At 68.8% G+C, this 15,915-nt stretch carries 19 protein-coding genes and 1 riboswitch; of the genes, 9 read left to right on the top strand and 10 right to left on the bottom strand.

Features of this window, described 5'->3' with window-relative positions; all coding sequences use genetic code 11:
- Nucleotides 1–600: 600 nt before the first annotated feature.
- From rlmB to carD, 5 genes are all read right to left on the bottom strand, one after another.
- Entirely contained in the window at nt 601–1,572 is a 972-nt protein-coding gene (gene rlmB / locus AB0F41_RS29845) for a 23S rRNA (guanosine(2251)-2'-O)-methyltransferase RlmB (RefSeq protein ID WP_357429615.1), read from the bottom strand.
- On the bottom strand, nt 1,572–2,978 hold the full coding sequence (gene cysS, locus AB0F41_RS29840; protein WP_357429613.1) for a cysteine--tRNA ligase: 1,407 nt from the start codon (nt 2,976–2,978) through the stop codon (nt 1,572–1,574). The genes rlmB and cysS overlap by 1 nt, the downstream gene beginning before the upstream one ends.
- 183 nt (nt 2,979–3,161) lie before the next feature.
- Nucleotides 3,162–3,668: a 2-C-methyl-D-erythritol 2,4-cyclodiphosphate synthase gene (gene ispF / locus AB0F41_RS29835; protein ID WP_357429621.1), complete on the bottom strand. Its 507-nt coding sequence runs from the start codon at nt 3,666–3,668 to the stop codon at nt 3,162–3,164.
- Nucleotides 3,665–4,381 (bottom strand): 2-C-methyl-D-erythritol 4-phosphate cytidylyltransferase, encoded by a 717-nt coding sequence (gene ispD / locus AB0F41_RS29830; protein ID WP_357429612.1) that lies wholly within the window; start codon nt 4,379–4,381, stop codon nt 3,665–3,667. Before ispD ends, ispF begins: the two co-directional genes overlap by 4 nt.
- Before the next feature lie 2 nt (nt 4,382–4,383).
- Nucleotides 4,384–4,872, bottom strand: a complete 489-nt coding sequence (carD, locus tag AB0F41_RS29825) for an RNA polymerase-binding transcription factor CarD (RefSeq protein WP_011206964.1) — start codon at nt 4,870–4,872, stop codon at nt 4,384–4,386.
- Nucleotides 4,873–5,337: 465 nt separating this feature from the next.
- Between carD and AB0F41_RS29820 the strand changes: the two genes are divergently transcribed.
- Nucleotides 5,338–6,003: a hypothetical protein gene (locus tag AB0F41_RS29820; RefSeq protein ID WP_357429610.1), complete on the top strand. Its 666-nt coding sequence runs from the start codon at nt 5,338–5,340 to the stop codon at nt 6,001–6,003.
- Nucleotides 6,004–6,127: 124 nt separating this feature from the next.
- Nucleotides 6,128–7,495 carry a DNA repair protein RadA gene (gene radA, locus AB0F41_RS29815; protein WP_357429619.1) on the top strand — a complete coding sequence of 456 codons (1,368 nt, stop codon included), beginning with the start codon at nt 6,128–6,130 and terminating at the stop codon, nt 7,493–7,495.
- Nucleotides 7,496–7,499: 4 nt separating this feature from the next.
- On the opposite strand, the gene AB0F41_RS29810 is transcribed toward radA, so the two are convergent.
- Nucleotides 7,500–8,174 (bottom strand): hypothetical protein, encoded by a 675-nt coding sequence (locus tag AB0F41_RS29810; protein ID WP_357429608.1) that lies wholly within the window; start codon nt 8,172–8,174, stop codon nt 7,500–7,502.
- A 127-nt stretch (nt 8,175–8,301) separates the two neighbouring features.
- Entirely contained in the window at nt 8,302–8,925 is a 624-nt protein-coding gene (locus AB0F41_RS29805) for a carbonic anhydrase (RefSeq protein WP_357429606.1), read from the bottom strand.
- 192 nt (nt 8,926–9,117) lie between these two features.
- Between AB0F41_RS29805 and AB0F41_RS29800 the strand changes: the two genes are divergently transcribed.
- Nucleotides 9,118–9,981 (top strand): A/G-specific adenine glycosylase, encoded by an 864-nt coding sequence (locus tag AB0F41_RS29800; RefSeq protein ID WP_357429617.1) that lies wholly within the window; start codon nt 9,118–9,120, stop codon nt 9,979–9,981.
- A 9-nt stretch (nt 9,982–9,990) separates the two neighbouring features.
- Here the strand turns inward: AB0F41_RS29800 and AB0F41_RS29795 are convergent, their stop codons facing one another.
- Nucleotides 9,991–10,761, bottom strand: a complete 771-nt coding sequence (locus tag AB0F41_RS29795) for an alpha/beta hydrolase (RefSeq protein WP_357429604.1) — start codon at nt 10,759–10,761, stop codon at nt 9,991–9,993.
- 134 nt (nt 10,762–10,895) lie between these two features.
- Here AB0F41_RS29795 and mhuD point away from each other — a divergent pair, with 134 nt between their 5' ends.
- From mhuD to AB0F41_RS29775, 4 genes are all read left to right on the top strand, one after another.
- The gene (gene mhuD / locus AB0F41_RS29790; RefSeq protein WP_058853342.1) at nt 10,896–11,210 is read left to right on the top strand and encodes a mycobilin-forming heme oxygenase MhuD; all 315 of its coding nucleotides are present in this window, start codon (nt 10,896–10,898) and stop codon (nt 11,208–11,210) included.
- 79 nt (nt 11,211–11,289) lie between these two features.
- Nucleotides 11,290–11,432: riboswitch (cobalamin riboswitch) on the top strand.
- 34 nt (nt 11,433–11,466) lie between these two features.
- Nucleotides 11,467–11,661: a CbtB-domain containing protein gene (locus tag AB0F41_RS29785; protein WP_357429602.1), complete on the top strand. Its 195-nt coding sequence runs from the start codon at nt 11,467–11,469 to the stop codon at nt 11,659–11,661.
- Nucleotides 11,652–12,461, top strand: a complete 810-nt coding sequence (locus tag AB0F41_RS29780; protein WP_357429600.1) for a CbtA family protein — start codon at nt 11,652–11,654, stop codon at nt 12,459–12,461. The genes AB0F41_RS29785 and AB0F41_RS29780 overlap by 10 nt, the downstream gene beginning before the upstream one ends.
- Before the next feature lie 117 nt (nt 12,462–12,578).
- The gene (locus AB0F41_RS29775) at nt 12,579–12,995 is read left to right on the top strand and encodes a hypothetical protein (protein WP_357429599.1); all 417 of its coding nucleotides are present in this window, start codon (nt 12,579–12,581) and stop codon (nt 12,993–12,995) included.
- 49 nt (nt 12,996–13,044) lie between these two features.
- Here the strand turns inward: AB0F41_RS29775 and AB0F41_RS29770 are convergent, their stop codons facing one another.
- Nucleotides 13,045–13,488: an OsmC family peroxiredoxin gene (locus tag AB0F41_RS29770; RefSeq protein ID WP_357429597.1), complete on the bottom strand. Its 444-nt coding sequence runs from the start codon at nt 13,486–13,488 to the stop codon at nt 13,045–13,047.
- 56 nt (nt 13,489–13,544) lie between these two features.
- Nucleotides 13,545–13,931, bottom strand: coding sequence for an SRPBCC domain-containing protein (locus AB0F41_RS29765; RefSeq protein ID WP_357429595.1), 387 nt, complete (start codon nt 13,929–13,931; stop codon nt 13,545–13,547).
- Nucleotides 13,932–14,187: 256 nt separating this feature from the next.
- On the opposite strand from AB0F41_RS29765, the gene AB0F41_RS29760 reads away from it, so the two are divergent.
- Complete coding sequence (locus AB0F41_RS29760; protein WP_357429593.1) at nt 14,188–15,276, top strand: histidine kinase; 1,089 nt, start codon at nt 14,188–14,190, stop codon at nt 15,274–15,276.
- Nucleotides 15,277–15,361: 85 nt separating this feature from the next.
- A complete protein-coding gene (locus tag AB0F41_RS29755) occupies nt 15,362–15,790 on the top strand; it encodes a DUF1877 family protein (protein WP_357429591.1) in 429 nt (142 codons plus the stop codon).
- Nucleotides 15,791–15,915 lie beyond the last annotated feature (125 nt).

Below are 15,915 nucleotides of genomic sequence, written 5' to 3'. Positions count from 1 at the left end.
CCCAGCGGGATGAACATCGGCAGATCGCCGAACGGCGTGCCGAGATGGCTGGCACCTTCCACACACGACGTGCTCAGGCACGGTGAGTAGAAGGGCACCGGCTCCGGGTCTCGCTGCCGAGCACACGAATGTCGGCCCGGCTCACCCTTTTATGGCCTCGCTGAACTCGGCACCGTGCCCAGCTTTCGTTCGCCTACTGGGAGCCGGGACGTTCGCGTACCGCAGGCCGCTCGAACGAGTGTGTGTGGCGCGATAGTTCCCGGCGAGGGCCCGGACCGCGACCCGGGTGGTGTCCGAACGTGGACGCGCCCCAGGCCATCCAGCCCCCGCAGGAACGATCCGATCCTGCCCCTCGACGCCCGGCGCGACGACATCATCGCTGCCATGAACGGCCTGGCATGCCGACGCCAAGGACAAGAACCTATCCGGTGGCCCGGCCGAAGCTTTCCGGGCTGCCGCTACCAAGGGTCGGTCAATCGGCGGTTGTACAGATACACCACCTCTTACCGCAGATCCGATCCCCCGGCCGAAACTGATGTCACTCGGGCCGGCGGTGGGGCATCCGCCGACCGTGCCTCGGCGGGTGGCCCGGCGGATGGTTCAGGTGCGGCGCTGCCTGGCGGTTTCGGCCAGGACTACGCCCGCTGCGACGGAGGCGTTGAGCGATTCCACGGGGCCTGCCATGGGGATGCTGAGGATGGCGTCGCAGTTCTCGCGTACGAGCCGTGAGAGGCCTTTGCCTTCGGACCCCACCACGATCACTGTGGGCGTGGTGCCGTCGAAATCGTCGAGGGAGGTGTCCCCACCGGCGTCGAGGCCGATCACCTGCACGCCGCGCGACGCCCAATCCTTCAGTGTGCGAGTGAGGTTCGTGGCCCGGGCGATCGGCAGCCGGGCTGCCGCGCCGGCACTGGTCCGCCAGGCGACCGCGGTGACGCTGGCGCTGCGCCGTTGCGGGATCACCACACCGTGACCGCCGAACGCCGCGACCGAGCGCACCACCGCACCCAGGTTGCGCGGGTCCGAGATGTTGTCGAGTGCGACCAGCAGCGCGGGTTCCGGCGATTCCAGGGCCCGGGTGAGCAGGTCGTCCGGATGCGCGTAGCGATAGGGCGGAACCTGTAGCGCCATCCCCTGATGCAGGCCGTTGGCGCTCATGCGGTCCAGATCGGTACGCGGCACCTCCAGGATGGAGATCCCGGTATCGGCGGCGATTCGCACACTCTCGGTGAGGCGTTCGTCGTTCTCGGTGCCGACCGCCACATAGAGCGCCGTCGCGGGCACCCCCGCGCGCAGGCATTCCACCACCGGGTTGCGGCCCAGCACCAGCTCGGGGCCGTCGTCGCCGTGCCGGCCCGCTGTGCGCCCGCCGCGAGGAGCCGGTTTGTTCTGCGCCGCTTTGGCTTTCGCCGCCGAACGCCGGGCCGCCGGATGTTTGGTGCGCGCCTCGGCGGGTGGGGTCGGACCGCGGCCTTCCAGCCCGCGCCGGCGCTGCCCGCCGGATCCGACCACCTGCCCCTTCTTGGTGCCGCCTTTGCGGATAGCACCCCGACGTTGTGAGTTGCCGGCCATCAGCCCGCCTTTCCAGGGGTAGGTGCGCCCAGCGACCATTCCGCGCCGTTGGGAGTGTCGGTGACTTCGATACCGGCCGCCTGCAACCGATCACGGACAGCGTCGGCACTGGCCCAGTCCTTCGCGGCCCGGGCCTGCTGGCGTCGCTCCAGTTCCGCGGCTACGAGCACGTCGAGGGCGGCGTCGGCGGCGGAATGGTCGGCGCCCGCGTGCCAGTGCGGGTCCAGCGGATCCACACCCAGCACATCGAGCATCGCGCGGACCTGACCGGCATGCTCACGGGCGGTGTCGATGACCCCGGCGTCCAGCGCGCGGTTGCCCTCGTGCACGCCGTGGTGGATTTCGGCGAGCGCCTTCGGTACACCGAGATCGTCGTCGAGGGCGGCGGCGAAACCGTCGGTCCATTTCCCCATCGGGATATCGCCGCCGCGTTCGGCCACCCGGTTCACGAACGCCTCGATCCGCTGATACGACTGGGCGGCGTCGGTGAGTGCCTTATCGGAATACTCCAGCATCGACCGGTAGTGCGCGCTTCCCAGATAGAAACGCAATTCCACGGCGCGCACCGATTTCAGCACATTCGGAATGGACAGCACATTGCCGAGCGATTTCGACATCTTCTCGCCGCCCATGGTGACCCAGCCGTTGTGCAACCAGTACTGCGCGAAACCGTGCCCGGCCGCTTTGGACTGAGCGATTTCGTTCTCGTGGTGCGGAAAGACCAGATCCATTCCACCGCAGTGGATATCGAATTCGGAGCCGAGGTAGAACTCGGCCATCGCCGAGCATTCCAGATGCCAGCCCGGCCGCCCCGGACCCCAGGGTGATGGCCAGGTGGGCTCACCCGGTTTCGCCGCCTTCCACAGGGTGAAATCCCGGGGGTCGCGTTTACCGACCCCGGCACTCTCGCCCTGATGCACATCGTCGAGCCGATGGCCGGACAGCTGCCCGTATTCCGGATAACTGCGGACATCGAAATAGACATTGCCCTCGGAGGCGTAGGCATGACCCCGGTCGATCAACCGCCGCATCAATTCGACCATCTGGGTGATGTGCCCGGTGGCCCGCGGTTCCGCCGAGGGCGGCAGTACGCCGAGTTGCCGATATGCCCGGTCGAAGGCCCGCTCATGGGTGGCGGCCCACTCCCACCACGGCCGGCCGGCCGCGGCCGCCTTGGTGAGGATCTTGTCCTCGATATCGGTGACATTGCGGATGAACGCCACGTCGAAACCGTTCACGGTGAGCCAGCGACGGAGAATATCGAATGCCACGCCGCTGCGGACATGACCGATATGCGGCTGACCCTGCACGGTCGCGCCACACAGGTACACCGAGGCATGGCCGGGTACCAGCGGCGTGAAATCACGCAGGGTCCGTTTCTCGGTGTCGAACAGGCGCAGCGTCACGGCAGTCGATCCTAGTTTCGTGTATGGATTGCACTCGGATGTTGTGCAGGGGGATATGGGCAGGGTAGCGGGGCGGGCCGGTGTTCCGGCATTCGGCCGGGCCGGGGCTCGCCGATCACCTCGATCACCGGGAGCCCGATTCACCCCGATTACGCGGCCTCGCCGTATCCGGTGCCGTACCGGTCAGATCTCGCTACCGGCCCCGGGCATGCTCGGCCGCTCCGGACAGTGCAGCAGCGCGGTGGCCATGGCGGCGATACCCTCCCCGCGGCCGGTGAGCCCCAGGCCGTCGCTGGTGGTGCCGGACACCGATACCGGCGCGTCCAGCAGATCGCCCAGTACCTGCTGCGCCTCGGCCCGGCGCGGGCCGATACGCGGACGGTTACCGATGACCTGAACCGCGGCGTTGACCACCGCGTATCCGGCCTCTTCGAGCAACCGCCGGACCTCTTTCAGCATGGCGGCCCCGGAAACTCCCGCCCATTCCGGGCGGCCGGTGCCGAATACGGAACCGACATCGCCCAGAGCGGCCGCCGACAGCAGGGCATCACATAGTGCGTGCGCGGCAACATCGCCGTCGGAATGGCCGGCGCAGCCGTCTTCGCCGTCGAACAGCAGACCGGCCATCCAGCAGGGCCGCCCCGGTTCGATCGGGTGGACATCGGTGCCGATGCCGACACGTACGTTCAGCACGAGCTCACCACCGGCCTTCCGTCCAGCACAGCATCGGCCAGCCGCAGATCCAGCGGGGTGGTGATCTTGAAAGCCAACGGGTCGCCGGGGATGGTGCGCACGGCGACCCCGAGCCGTTCGACCAGACCGGCATCGTCGGTCGCGGCCTCGGGATGGGAATACGCGCGATGCAGCACCTCGGCGGCGAAACCTTGCGGGGTCTGTACGGCGCGGAGCGCGGAGCGGTCCGGCGTTCCCGTGACGACTCCGGCCGGATCGACGGATTTCACGGTGTCGACCACGGGAAGCGCGGGTATGACGGCCGGATGCCCGGCCCGCAGTTCGGCCACCACCCGCGCGATCAGATCGGGCGGGGTGAGTGCCCGCGCGGCGTCGTGGACCAGGAAGAACCCGGTGGCGGCAGCGGCGGCCGACAGACCGGCGCGGACGGAATCGGTGCGTTCGGCACCACCGACCACGATCCGTACGGGGGCATCGGGCGGTAGCAGGGCCGCGGCGCGGTCTACGAGAGTGGCGGGCACCATCACAATGATCTCGTCGACGACCTCGGCAGCCATCAGGCCTTTCACAGCCAGCCCGAGCATGGGTGTGCCGCCGACCGCGACGAACGCTTTGGGTTCATTCGCACCCAAACGTTCGCCACGGCCGGCGGCAGGAACCAACGCGGTGACGGGACCGGCGGTACGGCCGGCACCGTCCGATTCACGCACGGTCAGGACGCCGCGGCGAGAACCTCGTCGAGCAGTGTCTCGGCCTTGCCGTCATCGGTCCCCTCGGCGAGCGCGAGCTCGCCGACGAGGATCTGCCGAGCCTTGGCCAGCATCCGCTTCTCGCCCGCGGACAGGCCACGATCCTGTTCCCGGCGCCACAGGTCACGTACGACCTCGGCCACCTTGTTCACATCGCCGGAGGCGAGCTTCTCCAAGTTGGCCTTGTAACGGCGGGACCAGTTGGTGGGTTCCTCGGTATGTGGCGCACGCAGAACCTGAAAGACCCGATCGAGGCCTTCCTGGCCCACGACATCGCGGACGCCGACATATTCCGCGTTTTCCGCGGGAACCCGAACAGTGAGGTCACCCTGTGCGACCTTCAGGACCAGATACTCTTTCTGCTCACCCTTGATGGTGCGGGTCTCGATAGCTTCGATCAAAGCCGCCCCATGATGGGGATAAACGACGGTATCTCCGACCTTAAAAATCATGTGTCCCGTGCCCCTTTCGATGTTCACAGTTTAACACGCGACTCGATAACGGCGCGATCAACTGCGCAGGTCAGGGCCACAACGACCAGGTACTGGCACTTGACAGGACCTGATAGGTGTGCATTACGTTGTGCCCGAACGGGTGTCGGAACACCCTCCGGGCGACACCCCCGGAACCCCGGTCCGAGCGGGTCGGAAATACGGCCGCGGAGGCCGAATCGTTACCGGTCAACGGGTCCCCCGCCCCGGCCTCCCGCACCCCCGGACGACAGGCCCCGGACGTGGCCGATCGGCCGATACCCCGCGGCGCACCCCGAGATATACCCACACCCGTCATGACGTGCGACAAATCACACAGGCGACCCGGCGTAATCCCCCCTGACGCCGCCCGGTGCACCCGGCATCCCGAACCGACTACTACAGTGCCTAGTTGGAGTGCGCCCACTCGGACATGGAGGACAACCCGTGACTGCACTGAATGCCGCGACTGCCGCGACTGCCGCGAGCCCGGTCTCCCCGACCCGGCGCCGCCGCCTGGTGACGGTCGCCGCGCTCGCCGCCGGTGCGGCGCTCATCCTGTCCGGCTGCAGCGCCGGCCAGATCTCGCAGACCGCCGACCAGGTCGCCGCGATCAACGGCAACACCGCCGATATCGGTGCCATCGCACTGCGCAACGTCCACCTCGTGTACCCCGGGAACGGCTCCCCGGCCAACACCACGGGCGGCCAGGCGGCACTGTCGCTGTCGATCGTGAACACCGGAGAAACCGTCACCGACGAACTGACCAGTGTCACCACCGACCTCGGCACCGTGAAGATCACCCCCGCCCAGGGCGACAGGCTCGAGATCTCACCGTCGGAAACCGTCGTGGTCTCGACCCCCGCGGCCGGTGCGGAAACCCACACCACCGGTGAAACCGTCGACACCGAAGCCGGTGCCACCGAACACGCGCGTATCGAGGTCACCGGCCTGACCAAGAACATCGTTCCCGGCCTCACCTACGACTTCTCGTTCAACTTCAAGGAGAACGGCACGGTCCTCGTCCAGGTACCGGTCGACGCCGGACTCGACGCCGCCCGCGTCGAATCGGAAATCTCCAAGAGCACCACCGGCTCCGCGGGCGGGCACTGAATCTTCTGCCCCGCCTCCTCCGCGTTCCGACAAACCGTCGACCCCCACAGCCCGCGGACGAAAACCCACACCCGCCGCGGTAGAACACCCTGTCGGCATCTCTGCGTAGGGTCCCCCTGTGGCAGTGACCAAGAACAAACCCGTCTACCGGTGTTCGGAGTGCGCGCACGAAGTCGCCAAATGGGTCGGGAAATGCCCGGCGTGCGGGGCGTGGGGAACCGTCGACGAAGCCCTGCCGGTGGCCGCCGCGGCGAGCGGCGTGCGAAAGGCGATGCTGCCGACCACCGCGGCGGCGCCCCTCTCCCGGATCGATTCGCAGACGACGACCGCCCGGCCCACCGGAGTCGCCGAGCTCGACCGGGTGCTGGGCGGGGGGATCGTCGCGGGATCGGTGGTTTTGCTCTCGGGTGAACCGGGGGTCGGCAAATCGACGCTGCTGCTCGAGGTCGCGCATCGCTGGGCCCGAGGGCGCGACGAACGGGCGCTGTATGTGACCGCGGAGGAATCCGCGGGGCAGGTACGCCTGCGGGCGGACCGGACGGGCGCCGTGCACGACCGCGTCTACCTCGCCGCGGAATCGGACCTCTCCGTGGTACTCGGGCACGTCGATCAGGTGAAACCGACTCTGCTGGTGGTGGATTCGGTGCAGACGATGCTGGCTCCGGACACCGACGGCGTCATCGGGGGCGTCACCCAGGTCCGTGCCGTTACCGCCGCACTGACCTCTCTCGCCAAGGCGAGCGGAATCGCCGTCCTGCTCGTCGGGCACGTCACCAAGGACGGTGCCGTGGCCGGCCCGCGGACTCTCGAGCATCTGGTCGATGTGGTGTTGCAATTCGAAGGCGACAAGAACACGGCGCTGCGGATGGTGCGCGGGATCAAGAACCGCTTCGGCAGCGCCGACGAGGTGGGTTGCTTCGAACTCCACGACGACGGAATCGCCTGTGTGACCGATCCTTCCGGCCTCTTCCTGCACCATCGCGCGGATTCGGTGCCGGGGACCGCGGTCACCGTGGCCATGGACGGGAAACGTCCCCTGGTCGGCGAGGTCCAGGGGCTCACCGTGGAAACCCAGGTGCCGGCGCCGCGCCGCGCCGTCAGCGGACTGGACTACAACCGGGTCGCGATGGTGCTGGCCGTCCTGCAGAGCCGCTGCGGACTGTACGTGGGCAAACAGGACGTCTACGCGGCGACCGTGGGCGGGATGCGACTGACCGAACCGGCGGCGGATCTCGCGATCGCCCTGGCCATCGCGAGCGCGGCCCGCGATACCGCCCTGCCGCCCGGCTGGGTGATCCTCGGTGAGGTGGGGCTGGCCGGCGAGGTCCGCCGGATCACCTCCACCACCCGCCGCCTCGCCGAGGCCGAACGACTCGGCTTCACCAACGCGGTGGTACCGCCCGGCGTGGACGGTAAGGACACGCCGATGAAGCTGCATGAGGCGTCCAGCCTGCGCGGCGCTCTCCGGCTGGCCGGCCTTTCCCGGAAATAGTCGGTCAGGCGATATTGAACGGTTCGGGTGCGCTGCGCACCGACCCCAATTGCGCCACCACGTTGTAGGCGCCGGTCGGTACCGGCACGCGCTCGCCCGCGCATTCCGGCTGTGAAGTGGCGCCCGTCCAGGTGACCGTGAACGCGGCCTGCTCACCCCGATCCAGGGTCCGCATATCGGGGTCACCGTCCGGGTAGCAGTCGGTACTGGCCCACAGCCGCCGGCCACCGTCCAGACTGTGTACCGACACCTGCTGCAGGCCCGAGCCCATATCCCGGGAGCACGGTTCGCCCGAGATATTGGTGATCACGATGCCGAAGACCGGCTCCTCCCCCACCTGGTAGGTGGGTTGCTGGACCGATACCTTGATCGCCAGCGATTGGTCGGCACACTGCCCGGAAGCCACCGGCGCCGAACCGGAACTCTGTCCGGCCGAGGTGGTTTCCCGGGCCGCGCTCGTGGTGGATGACGGCACCTGCGTCGAACTCGTCACGGGTCCGGAGACCTCGGTGGTCTCGGCGGACGATGCCGCCGCGGCCGCGCCGGGTGAATCGCCGCCCCGGGAGACGGTGATGACCAGCCAGATCACCACCGCGAGCGCGACGATCAGCGCCCCGATGGCAAATACTCGACGCCGCCAGTAGATCTCCGGCGGAAGTGGTCCTGTCGGTTCCAACACGTGTCAACGGTAAGCGCATCGAGCGGCCGCGACGGTCAACGGCACACCGGAAGTGACCGGCCGCGCCGGTCCCGGATGCCGGACGGGCCGGTGCAGCGGGTTGTCCCGGCCCGCGGCCCGCGGGCCGTCAGGCGATCTCACCGATATCGCCGACAACGCGCCGGAGCCGCACCCGGCCCTCGCCCAGGCTGTAGGTGGCGCCGGCGATCGCGCATTCTCCCGCGCGCACCCGCTGAGCCACTACCGCAGACTGTTCCATCAGCCGGCTGCTCGTCTCGACCACGTGGCGGGCCGTGAACTCGTCCGCCTCGGTCAGCCCTTCTCGCCGGCCGGCGAGGATCGAGGGGGTGACTTTTTCGACGATGCTCCGGATGAACCCGTCGGGCACTTCGCCACCGTCCAGCGTGTCCAGCGTCGCCTTGACCGCGCCGCAGCTCTCGTGGCCGAGCACCACGATCAGCGGGATGTTCAGTACGGCCACTCCGTACTCGACGGACCCGAGCACCGAGGCGTCGATCGCATGGCCCGCGGTCCGTACGACGAACATATCGCCGAGCCCTTGGTCGAAGATCAACTCCGCGGCGACGCGGGAATCGCTGCAGCCGAACAGCAGCGCGGTCGGGCTCTGGCCCGCCACGAGCTTGGCTCGGTCGGCGGCCCCCTGGCTAGGATGCTGCGAGGTGCCTTTCACGAAACGCTCGTTTCCTTCGCGCAGCGTTTTCCAGGCACTTACCGGGTTGGACTGAGGCATGGTGTCCATTCTGCACGATTCGGTGTGGTCCTCTGCTTCGGTCCGGTTACGGCACGGCTTCCTTCCGCGCCGCCCCGGTGGCACTGCACTGTGAGGACGAACGGAGCGAATCGGGTGAGCAGCGGGATCGTCGGTATACCGGATACCGGGGCGCGCTCCGCGACCGCGTCCACCGCCCCCGACCCCACCGCGATCGACGCCGGCGCGCTCCTCGGGTGGTATGCCCGTACCGCCCGCGACCTGCCCTGGCGGCGCCCCGGCGTCACCGCCTGGCAGATCCTGATGAGCGAGATCATGCTGCAGCAGACCCCGGTGGTGCGGGTGGACCCCATCTGGCGGGTATGGGTGCAGCGCTGGCCGGTGCCCTCGGCGATGGCGGCGGCGAGCCCGGGTGAGGTCCTGCGGGCCTGGGGCAAGCTCGGATACCCCCGCCGGGCGCTGCGCTTGCACGAATGCGCGCAGGTGCTGGCCGCCGAGCACGGCGACGAGGTACCCGACGATGTCGAGGTGCTGCTGGGTTTGCCGGGTATCGGCGCCTATACCGCGCGCGCGGTCGCCTGCTTCGCCTACGGCCGCCGGGTCCCGGTGGTGGACACCAATGTCCGCCGGGTGGTGGCCCGCGCTGTGCACGGGCGCGGTGAGGCCGGTAATCCGGCCACCCGGGATCTGCGCGAAACCGAAGCGCTGCTGCCGATCCGGGTCGACCGCGCGGCCCGGTTCTCGGCCGCGCTCATGGAACTCGGGGCCACCGTCTGCACAGCCCGCACTCCCGATTGCGAGCGCTGCCCCCTCCCGCGCTGCGCGTGGGTGACGGCGGGCCGGCCACGCATCGAATCCACCCGGCGCACCCAGAAGTACGAGGGCACCGACCGGCAGGCCCGCGGCCGGCTCCTCGACGTGCTGCGCGCGGCCCACGGGCCGGTGGAACGCGTCCGGCTCGACCTGGCCTGGACCCGCGATCCCGGCCAGCGCGACCGCGCATTGGATTCGCTGCTGGTGGACGGCCTGATCGAACAGACCGGGGACGGGCGGTTCGCGCTGGCCGGGGAAGGCTGAACCCGCCGCTCAGGCCTCCGCGGCCCGCTCCAGCGGCGCGCGCAGCACGCGGTCGAGGAACCGCTGGACTTCGGCCCGGTACAGCTCCGGCTGATCGTCGTGCACCAGATGCCCGGCGCCCGCGATCAGCACATGCTCGGCGGCGGGATGCGATTCGGTCATCCGCCGCATCTGCCCCGGCGGGGTGATGGTGTATTCGCCTTCGATCAGCAGGGTGGGGACGCGCAGCCGCCCCCATTCCGGCCAGAACGCCCGGACTCCCCATTCCTCGGAGATATCGCGAAAAGTAGCGATATCCCCGTGCAGGCGGTAGCCCTGAGGGGTCCGCTCGAACGAATTCGCGAAATAGCGGCCCGCCACCGGCCCGAAGTATTCGACGAGCGCGTCACTGTCGCGGAAGGGCTGCGGCCACGCCTCGACCATCGCCGCCCAGTGCTCGGCCGTGCGACCGGTGAAATCGGCCGCCATATCCTCCACCACCAGCGCCCGCACCCGCTCCGGGCATGTGGCGGCGAAAACCCACCCGTGCAGGCCGCCCATCGAATGACCGATGACCACCATCGGCTCGGTGATCCCGGCGGTCGCGGCGGCCAGATCGGCCACGAAGGCATCGGTGCCCGGTTCGGCGGGCGCGGGACGGCCGTGCCCGGCGGCGTCGAAGGTGTACACCCGGCCGTAGCCGCGCAGCCATTCGACCTGGTCAACCCAGGTTCGGGCACTACCCATCAGACCGTGCAGGAGCAGTATGGGGGTGCCGGCCCCGCCCTCGTCGTGCAGCATCGGCCGAGTCTAATTCGGATTGCCGCGTTCACGAGCGGGCCCACCCGGGTCGGCGGCGACCGAGCGGAGGAGCGAGTGCCCGAGGTCGGCAGGGCCCCGTCCCCGTCCCGCCGGAGGCGGGGCACTATGGACCCATGGCTGTTGTGAAGATCAATGCGATCGAGATCCCCGAGGGCGCGGGCCCCGAGCTGGAGAAGCGGTTCGCCCACCGCGCGCACGCTGTCGAGAACTCGCCCGGGTTCCTCGGCTTCCAGCTGCTGCGGCCGACCGCCGGGGAGAACCGGTATTTCGTGGTCACCCAGTGGGATTCCGAGGAGTCGTTCGCCGCGTGGCGGGACGGGCCGGCCAAGGAAGCCCACGCCGGGCAGCAGAACAAGCCGGTGGCCACCGGCGCTTCCCTGCTCGAGTTCGAGGTGGTTCTGGACGTGGCGGGTAAGCCCGCTTCCTGATTTCGCATGGCGAATACACCGGTCACGGCACCCGCGGGTGCCGTGACCGGTGCTGTTTCGCCGACGGGATATTGACGACCAGGCCCGATGGTGTCAAAGTTCCGAGGGTAAGCGAAGGTGAGGCGGTAATCCGGTGGGAACCCGGAGCGGTCGCGCCACTGTAAGCCCATTCCCCTGCGGGGTGGGCGGAGCCAGACACCGGCATCTTCGCGAAACCCGCGACCGGACGCGAGCATCCGGATGAGGAGGAACCATTATGGCCATCGCCCACGCCCCGTCCCGGGGCGCCGACACACTGGCGACCGTACTCGTCACCGTCGGTGTCGTTCTGCTGGCATTGCTCACGCTGTACCTGGTCGGTTTCGATCAGGGCGCCATCTCGCGCAGCGGGATGTTCATGCATGAGCTGATGCACGACGGACGACATCTGCTCGGTGTGCCGTGCCACTGACCGGATCATTCGGCACCCTGCTGATCCGTGGGCTTCTCGCCGGTCTGATCGCCGGTCTGCTGGCCGGGATCGTCGGTAATTTCATCGGCGAACCCAAGGTGGACGCGGCGATCGCCATCGAAGAGGCGGCGGCCGCACCGGCGGAGGAGTCCCACGGAGCCGAGGCCGGGCACAGCCACGGCGAAGCGGCCGGAGGCGGGCACAGCCACGGCGAGGACGAGGCCGTGGTCAGCAGGCCGTGGCAGAAGTTCGGGCAGTTCCTGGCGAACGCGCTGGCCGGAATGGCCTTCGGTGCGATCGTCGCGACCGCGGCGCACTACGCCCGCCGATTCACCTCGATTCCGGGGCCGCGACTGGTTCTCGGGCTCGGCGTGGCCGGTTGGCTCGCGGTGGTGATAGTGCCGTTCTTCAAGTACCCGGCCAATCCGCCGGCGGTGGGCGACCCCGAAACGATCAACGACCGCACGCTGCTCTGGGTGGCTGCGGTGGTCCTGGGTCTCGTAGCCGTCGCGGCGGCGGTTTTCGTCTGGAACCTGCTGCGTGCGCAGCTCGGTTCACTCCGGCTCGTCGTCGGCGTCGCGGCGTTCGTGCTGGTGGTGACGCTGGGATACATCCTGTTGCCCGGAGTGAACGAAGTGGGGACGGATTTCCCGGCGAGCCTGCTGTGGGAGTTCCGCACCGCGTCGCTGGCGGTGTCCACCACCCTCTGGCTGAGTATCGGACTCGTTTTCGCGGTCATCACCGAATGGCTGGAACGGAGTAGTACCCGGGTACCCGAACCGGTCGCTACGGCGGGGTGATTCCGGCACCGGTTCGCCGAGGGCAGTGTCGGCGGTATGGATTCCACCGATACCCGCCCGGCGGTCCGGAGCCGCGTTCAGCAGGCCCGTAGGCTCCCCCAGCACCGTCCTGCAGCCGTGACCACAGCCTTTGTGGCGTTACTGGCCGCGGTGGGGTTCGGCGTGGCGGAGACGGCGATACGGAGCGCGGAGGTACTACTCGGCGAATCCGATGTCACCGTGGCCTCGATGACCACCGTATGGCTGCTGCGCGCAGCCATATACGGGCTGGTGACCGTGGCCGCGTGGCGAATGTTGCGTGGCGGCCGGTGGGCGCGTCTCGCGCTCACCGGCGGTATCGGGGTGATCGGACTCGTCTCGCTGGTCATCGAACCGCTCTCCGCGCTCGCCGCCGACGGCATCGACCTGTCGGCGGTCACCTGGGCCGCCGTGCTGGTGGCGATCATCCGTATCGGGCATATCCTCGCGGTATTGATCGCTGTCCCCGCGATGTATACGCCCGCGGCGCGGGCCTGGTTCGGCTCCGCGGCGTGAAGGGCGGCCTGCCCGGGCTCCACACACGACGCGGGAGCCCGGGATCCGCTCAGGATTCCAGCGCGGCGTCGAGCGTTATATCGCCCACACCGGTCAGCGCCTTGCTCACCGGGCAACCGGCTTTGGCGGCCGCGGCGGCCGTCGCGAAACCGGCTTCGTCGAGCCCGGACACCCGGCCGCGGACGGTGAGCGCGATCCGGCTGATCCGGAAACCACCGGCCGGATCCGGGCCGAGGGTGACCGCCGCGGAGACGTCGAGACTCTGCGGGGTGCCCCCGGCGTTGGCGATCTCATTCGACAGCGCCATCGCGTAGCAGGACGAATGCGCCGCCGCGATGAGTTCCTCCGGGCTGGTCGTGCCGTCGGCGTCCTCGGCCGACCGTTTGGGGAAAGACACCTCGTACTTGCCGACTCCGGAGCTGACCAGGTCGACCTGGCCGGAGCCGTCCTGCAGGCCGCCGGTCCAGGCGGTGCGCGCGGTACGTGTGGGCATCACGATCCTTTCGAAGACTATTGATTTCGCGTCCGTTCCGAACCTACTCGCACCTGTCACACCGTGGCGGTTGTTCGTTCGTCGAGCCGGGCCAGCACCGCCGGCCAGGCGTCGTGGTGCCGGTTCCGGGCCGCTTCGCCGGCAAACCCGCTGTGCCGCAACCGCAACCTGATACCCCGCGGCTGCTTGACGAACTCGACCCGGACCACGGTTTCCGCGCCCTCGGTTCCGCCTTCGCCGGTCACCCAGGTCATTTCGACCAGCCGACCCGGTTCCAGATGTAGGAAGCGACCGTAGTGGGGGCGAATGGTCCCCTCGTGGCGGGTTTCGAAATAGAACGGCTCGTTCACCTCCGCCCGCATCCGCACCGACGACGGCTCCGCGAACCAGATATCGAATCCCTGTGTCCAGGCCAGGTACAGAAGTTCCGGTGCAGCGGTCATCACCCGCTCCACCGTGAGCTCGTACGGCCGTGCTGACAGGTCCGGTACACGCACTTGCTGGTCGACCATCTCCAGAACCATACCCGCGCGTCCCCGGGTACGGCCGCTGACGCGTTGATCGTCGTGCCGCCACCGGGCGGACCACCGTGAACAGGCGCGGTGATCACCGGGAATACCATTGCGGCACCGGGAATCCGGGTGTGCGCCGACGGCCCGCGCGATGGGCGAATAGGGTGATGCGGGTGGAGAGTTCGCGATGACGAGCTGGCAGATGGTCGGGCTACTGGGTTGGCTTGCGCTGGCCGGGGCGCTGATCGAACTCGTGCGGCAGCGCCGCGCGCTGGTCACGCTGCGCCGGGAACTGGGTGCCGCCGGCCGGACGGTCGCGCGGCAGCGACAGGAATCGGAGGTGGATACCGAACGTCTGCTGATCGCGCGCGAATTGCACGATGTGGTGGCGCACAACCTTTCGCTGATCAATGTGCAGTCCGGGATGGCGCTGCAGCAGGTCGAGAACAAATCGGCGAAGGCCGCCGGCACCGTGGCCGAGATCAAGACCACCAGCCGCAACGCACTCGAGGATGTACAGGCCCTCCGGCACGCCATCCAGGCCGTCGAAGCCGCCGCACCGGAACCCACCACCGAGTCGTCCACCGCGCCGCCTCGTCCCGCGGACCGGCGGACGCGCGAGAAGCGCTCCCGGCGGGGCGGTTTCGGCCGCCGGGAGCGGCCCGGCACCATGAGCCGGCCGGCCGCCGCCGCGGCCGATGATCGCCCGGTGCCCGCCGCACCGCCTCCCCCGCCCCGGGAACCCGACCCCACTCTGGCCGATCTCGACGAACTGCTGCGCAAGCCCCGGGCGACCGGGTTGACGGTGCAGACCCGGGTGCTGGGTACGCCCGCCACCCTGCCGGGGGCCATCGACGACGCCGCGACCCAGATCGTGCGCGAATCCCTGGCCAACGTGATCTTGCACGCGCCCGGGTCGGAGGCGACGGTGACCGTGCGCTACAGCGGCGATTCGGTCGATCTCACGGTCGACAACACCCGCCCCACCGGAAAACCCGAGCACACAGGACCCACACGTGGGATGGGCATCATCGCGATGCGCGAACAGACCCACGCCCTGGGCGGCGCGTTGACGGCCGGCCCCAAGCCCAGCGGTGGATACCGGGTCGCGGCCAGACTGCCGAGCCGGCCGCTGCGGGTCGCGGCCGATCCGGACGCACCGCTGCGGTCGCGGGCGGAGTCGAACAAGCGGATTCCGGCCCCGGACGCCGACCGCTCCGCCGGGCGCGAGAACCCCTCCGAGCGAGTCGAAACCGGTCCCACCACAGTGGAATAGCGGGCACCGGCCGTACCGGTGGAAACCGTCGGTACGTACCGCTAACGTCCACCCCGCTGTCGAAATCCGACCATCGGGGTGAACTATGGGAATCGTTGTTTCGTTCGATCGCGTATCCGAGGCGCAGCTGGCACAGGTCCGCTCCGACCCGGACCAACACTGGGAAGTGATCGACGACGGCCGCGACCGCAGGACCGAGCCCGACGGTTATCTCGACAAGGCCTGGCAGGGCCTGTCCGATCTTCTCGAGAGCGCCGGAACCGGGATCGACCTGGTGCTGGACGGCGATCCGATCGACGATTCCGAGTTTCTGTTCGGCTGGTCGTCCGCGCTGGTCCGGCGGACCGCGGAAAAGCTGAGCGATACCCCTTTCACGACGCTCGCCGCGCACGCTGAAGCCGCGGCCGTCGATGAGGCCGAGCTCGGCTATCTGCGCCAGTACTACGACGTTCTGGTGAAATTCTTCGATTCGGCCGCTGTCGCGGGTTCTGCGGCAATCATGAGCATGAGCTGACAGAAGACCGGCGACAACGAAGAGGGCCTGCGCACCGGATCCGGTGCACCGGACCGTGGTCATGGCGACTCTGGTCGCCGCGGCCTGCAGTGGGGCGGTCGCGGTGCCGGTGGCGGCCGCCCCGG

It is taken from the genome of Nocardia sp. NPDC024068, assembly GCF_040638875.1.
GTDB lineage: Bacteria > Actinomycetota > Actinomycetes > Mycobacteriales > Mycobacteriaceae > Nocardia.
This window is presented reverse-complemented; position numbering and strand designations above follow the sequence as displayed.

Bases quoted from the DNA above. Each gene is read 5' to 3' on its own strand.
- rlmB (WP_357429615.1), bottom strand. From the start codon at position 1,572: ATGGCCGGCAACTCACAACGTCGGGGTGCTATCCGCAAAGGCGGCACC.
- carD (WP_011206964.1), bottom strand. From the start codon at position 4,872: ATGATTTTTAAGGTCGGAGATACCGTCGTTTATCCCCATCATGGGGCG.
- AB0F41_RS29805 (WP_357429606.1), bottom strand. From the start codon at position 8,925: ATGCCTCAGTCCAACCCGGTAAGTGCCTGGAAAACGCTGCGCGAAGGA.
- AB0F41_RS29795 (WP_357429604.1), bottom strand. From the start codon at position 10,761: ATGCTGCACGACGAGGGCGGGGCCGGCACCCCCATACTGCTCCTGCAC.
- mhuD (WP_058853342.1), top strand. From the start codon at position 10,896: ATGGCTGTTGTGAAGATCAATGCGATCGAGATCCCCGAGGGCGCGGGC.
- AB0F41_RS29785 (WP_357429602.1), top strand. From the start codon at position 11,467: ATGGCCATCGCCCACGCCCCGTCCCGGGGCGCCGACACACTGGCGACC.
- AB0F41_RS29770 (WP_357429597.1), bottom strand. From the start codon at position 13,488: ATGCCCACACGTACCGCGCGCACCGCCTGGACCGGCGGCCTGCAGGAC.
- AB0F41_RS29765 (WP_357429595.1), bottom strand. From the start codon at position 13,931: ATGACCGCTGCACCGGAACTTCTGTACCTGGCCTGGACACAGGGATTC.
- AB0F41_RS29760 (WP_357429593.1), top strand. From the start codon at position 14,188: ATGACGAGCTGGCAGATGGTCGGGCTACTGGGTTGGCTTGCGCTGGCC.
- AB0F41_RS29755 (WP_357429591.1), top strand. From the start codon at position 15,362: ATGGGAATCGTTGTTTCGTTCGATCGCGTATCCGAGGCGCAGCTGGCA.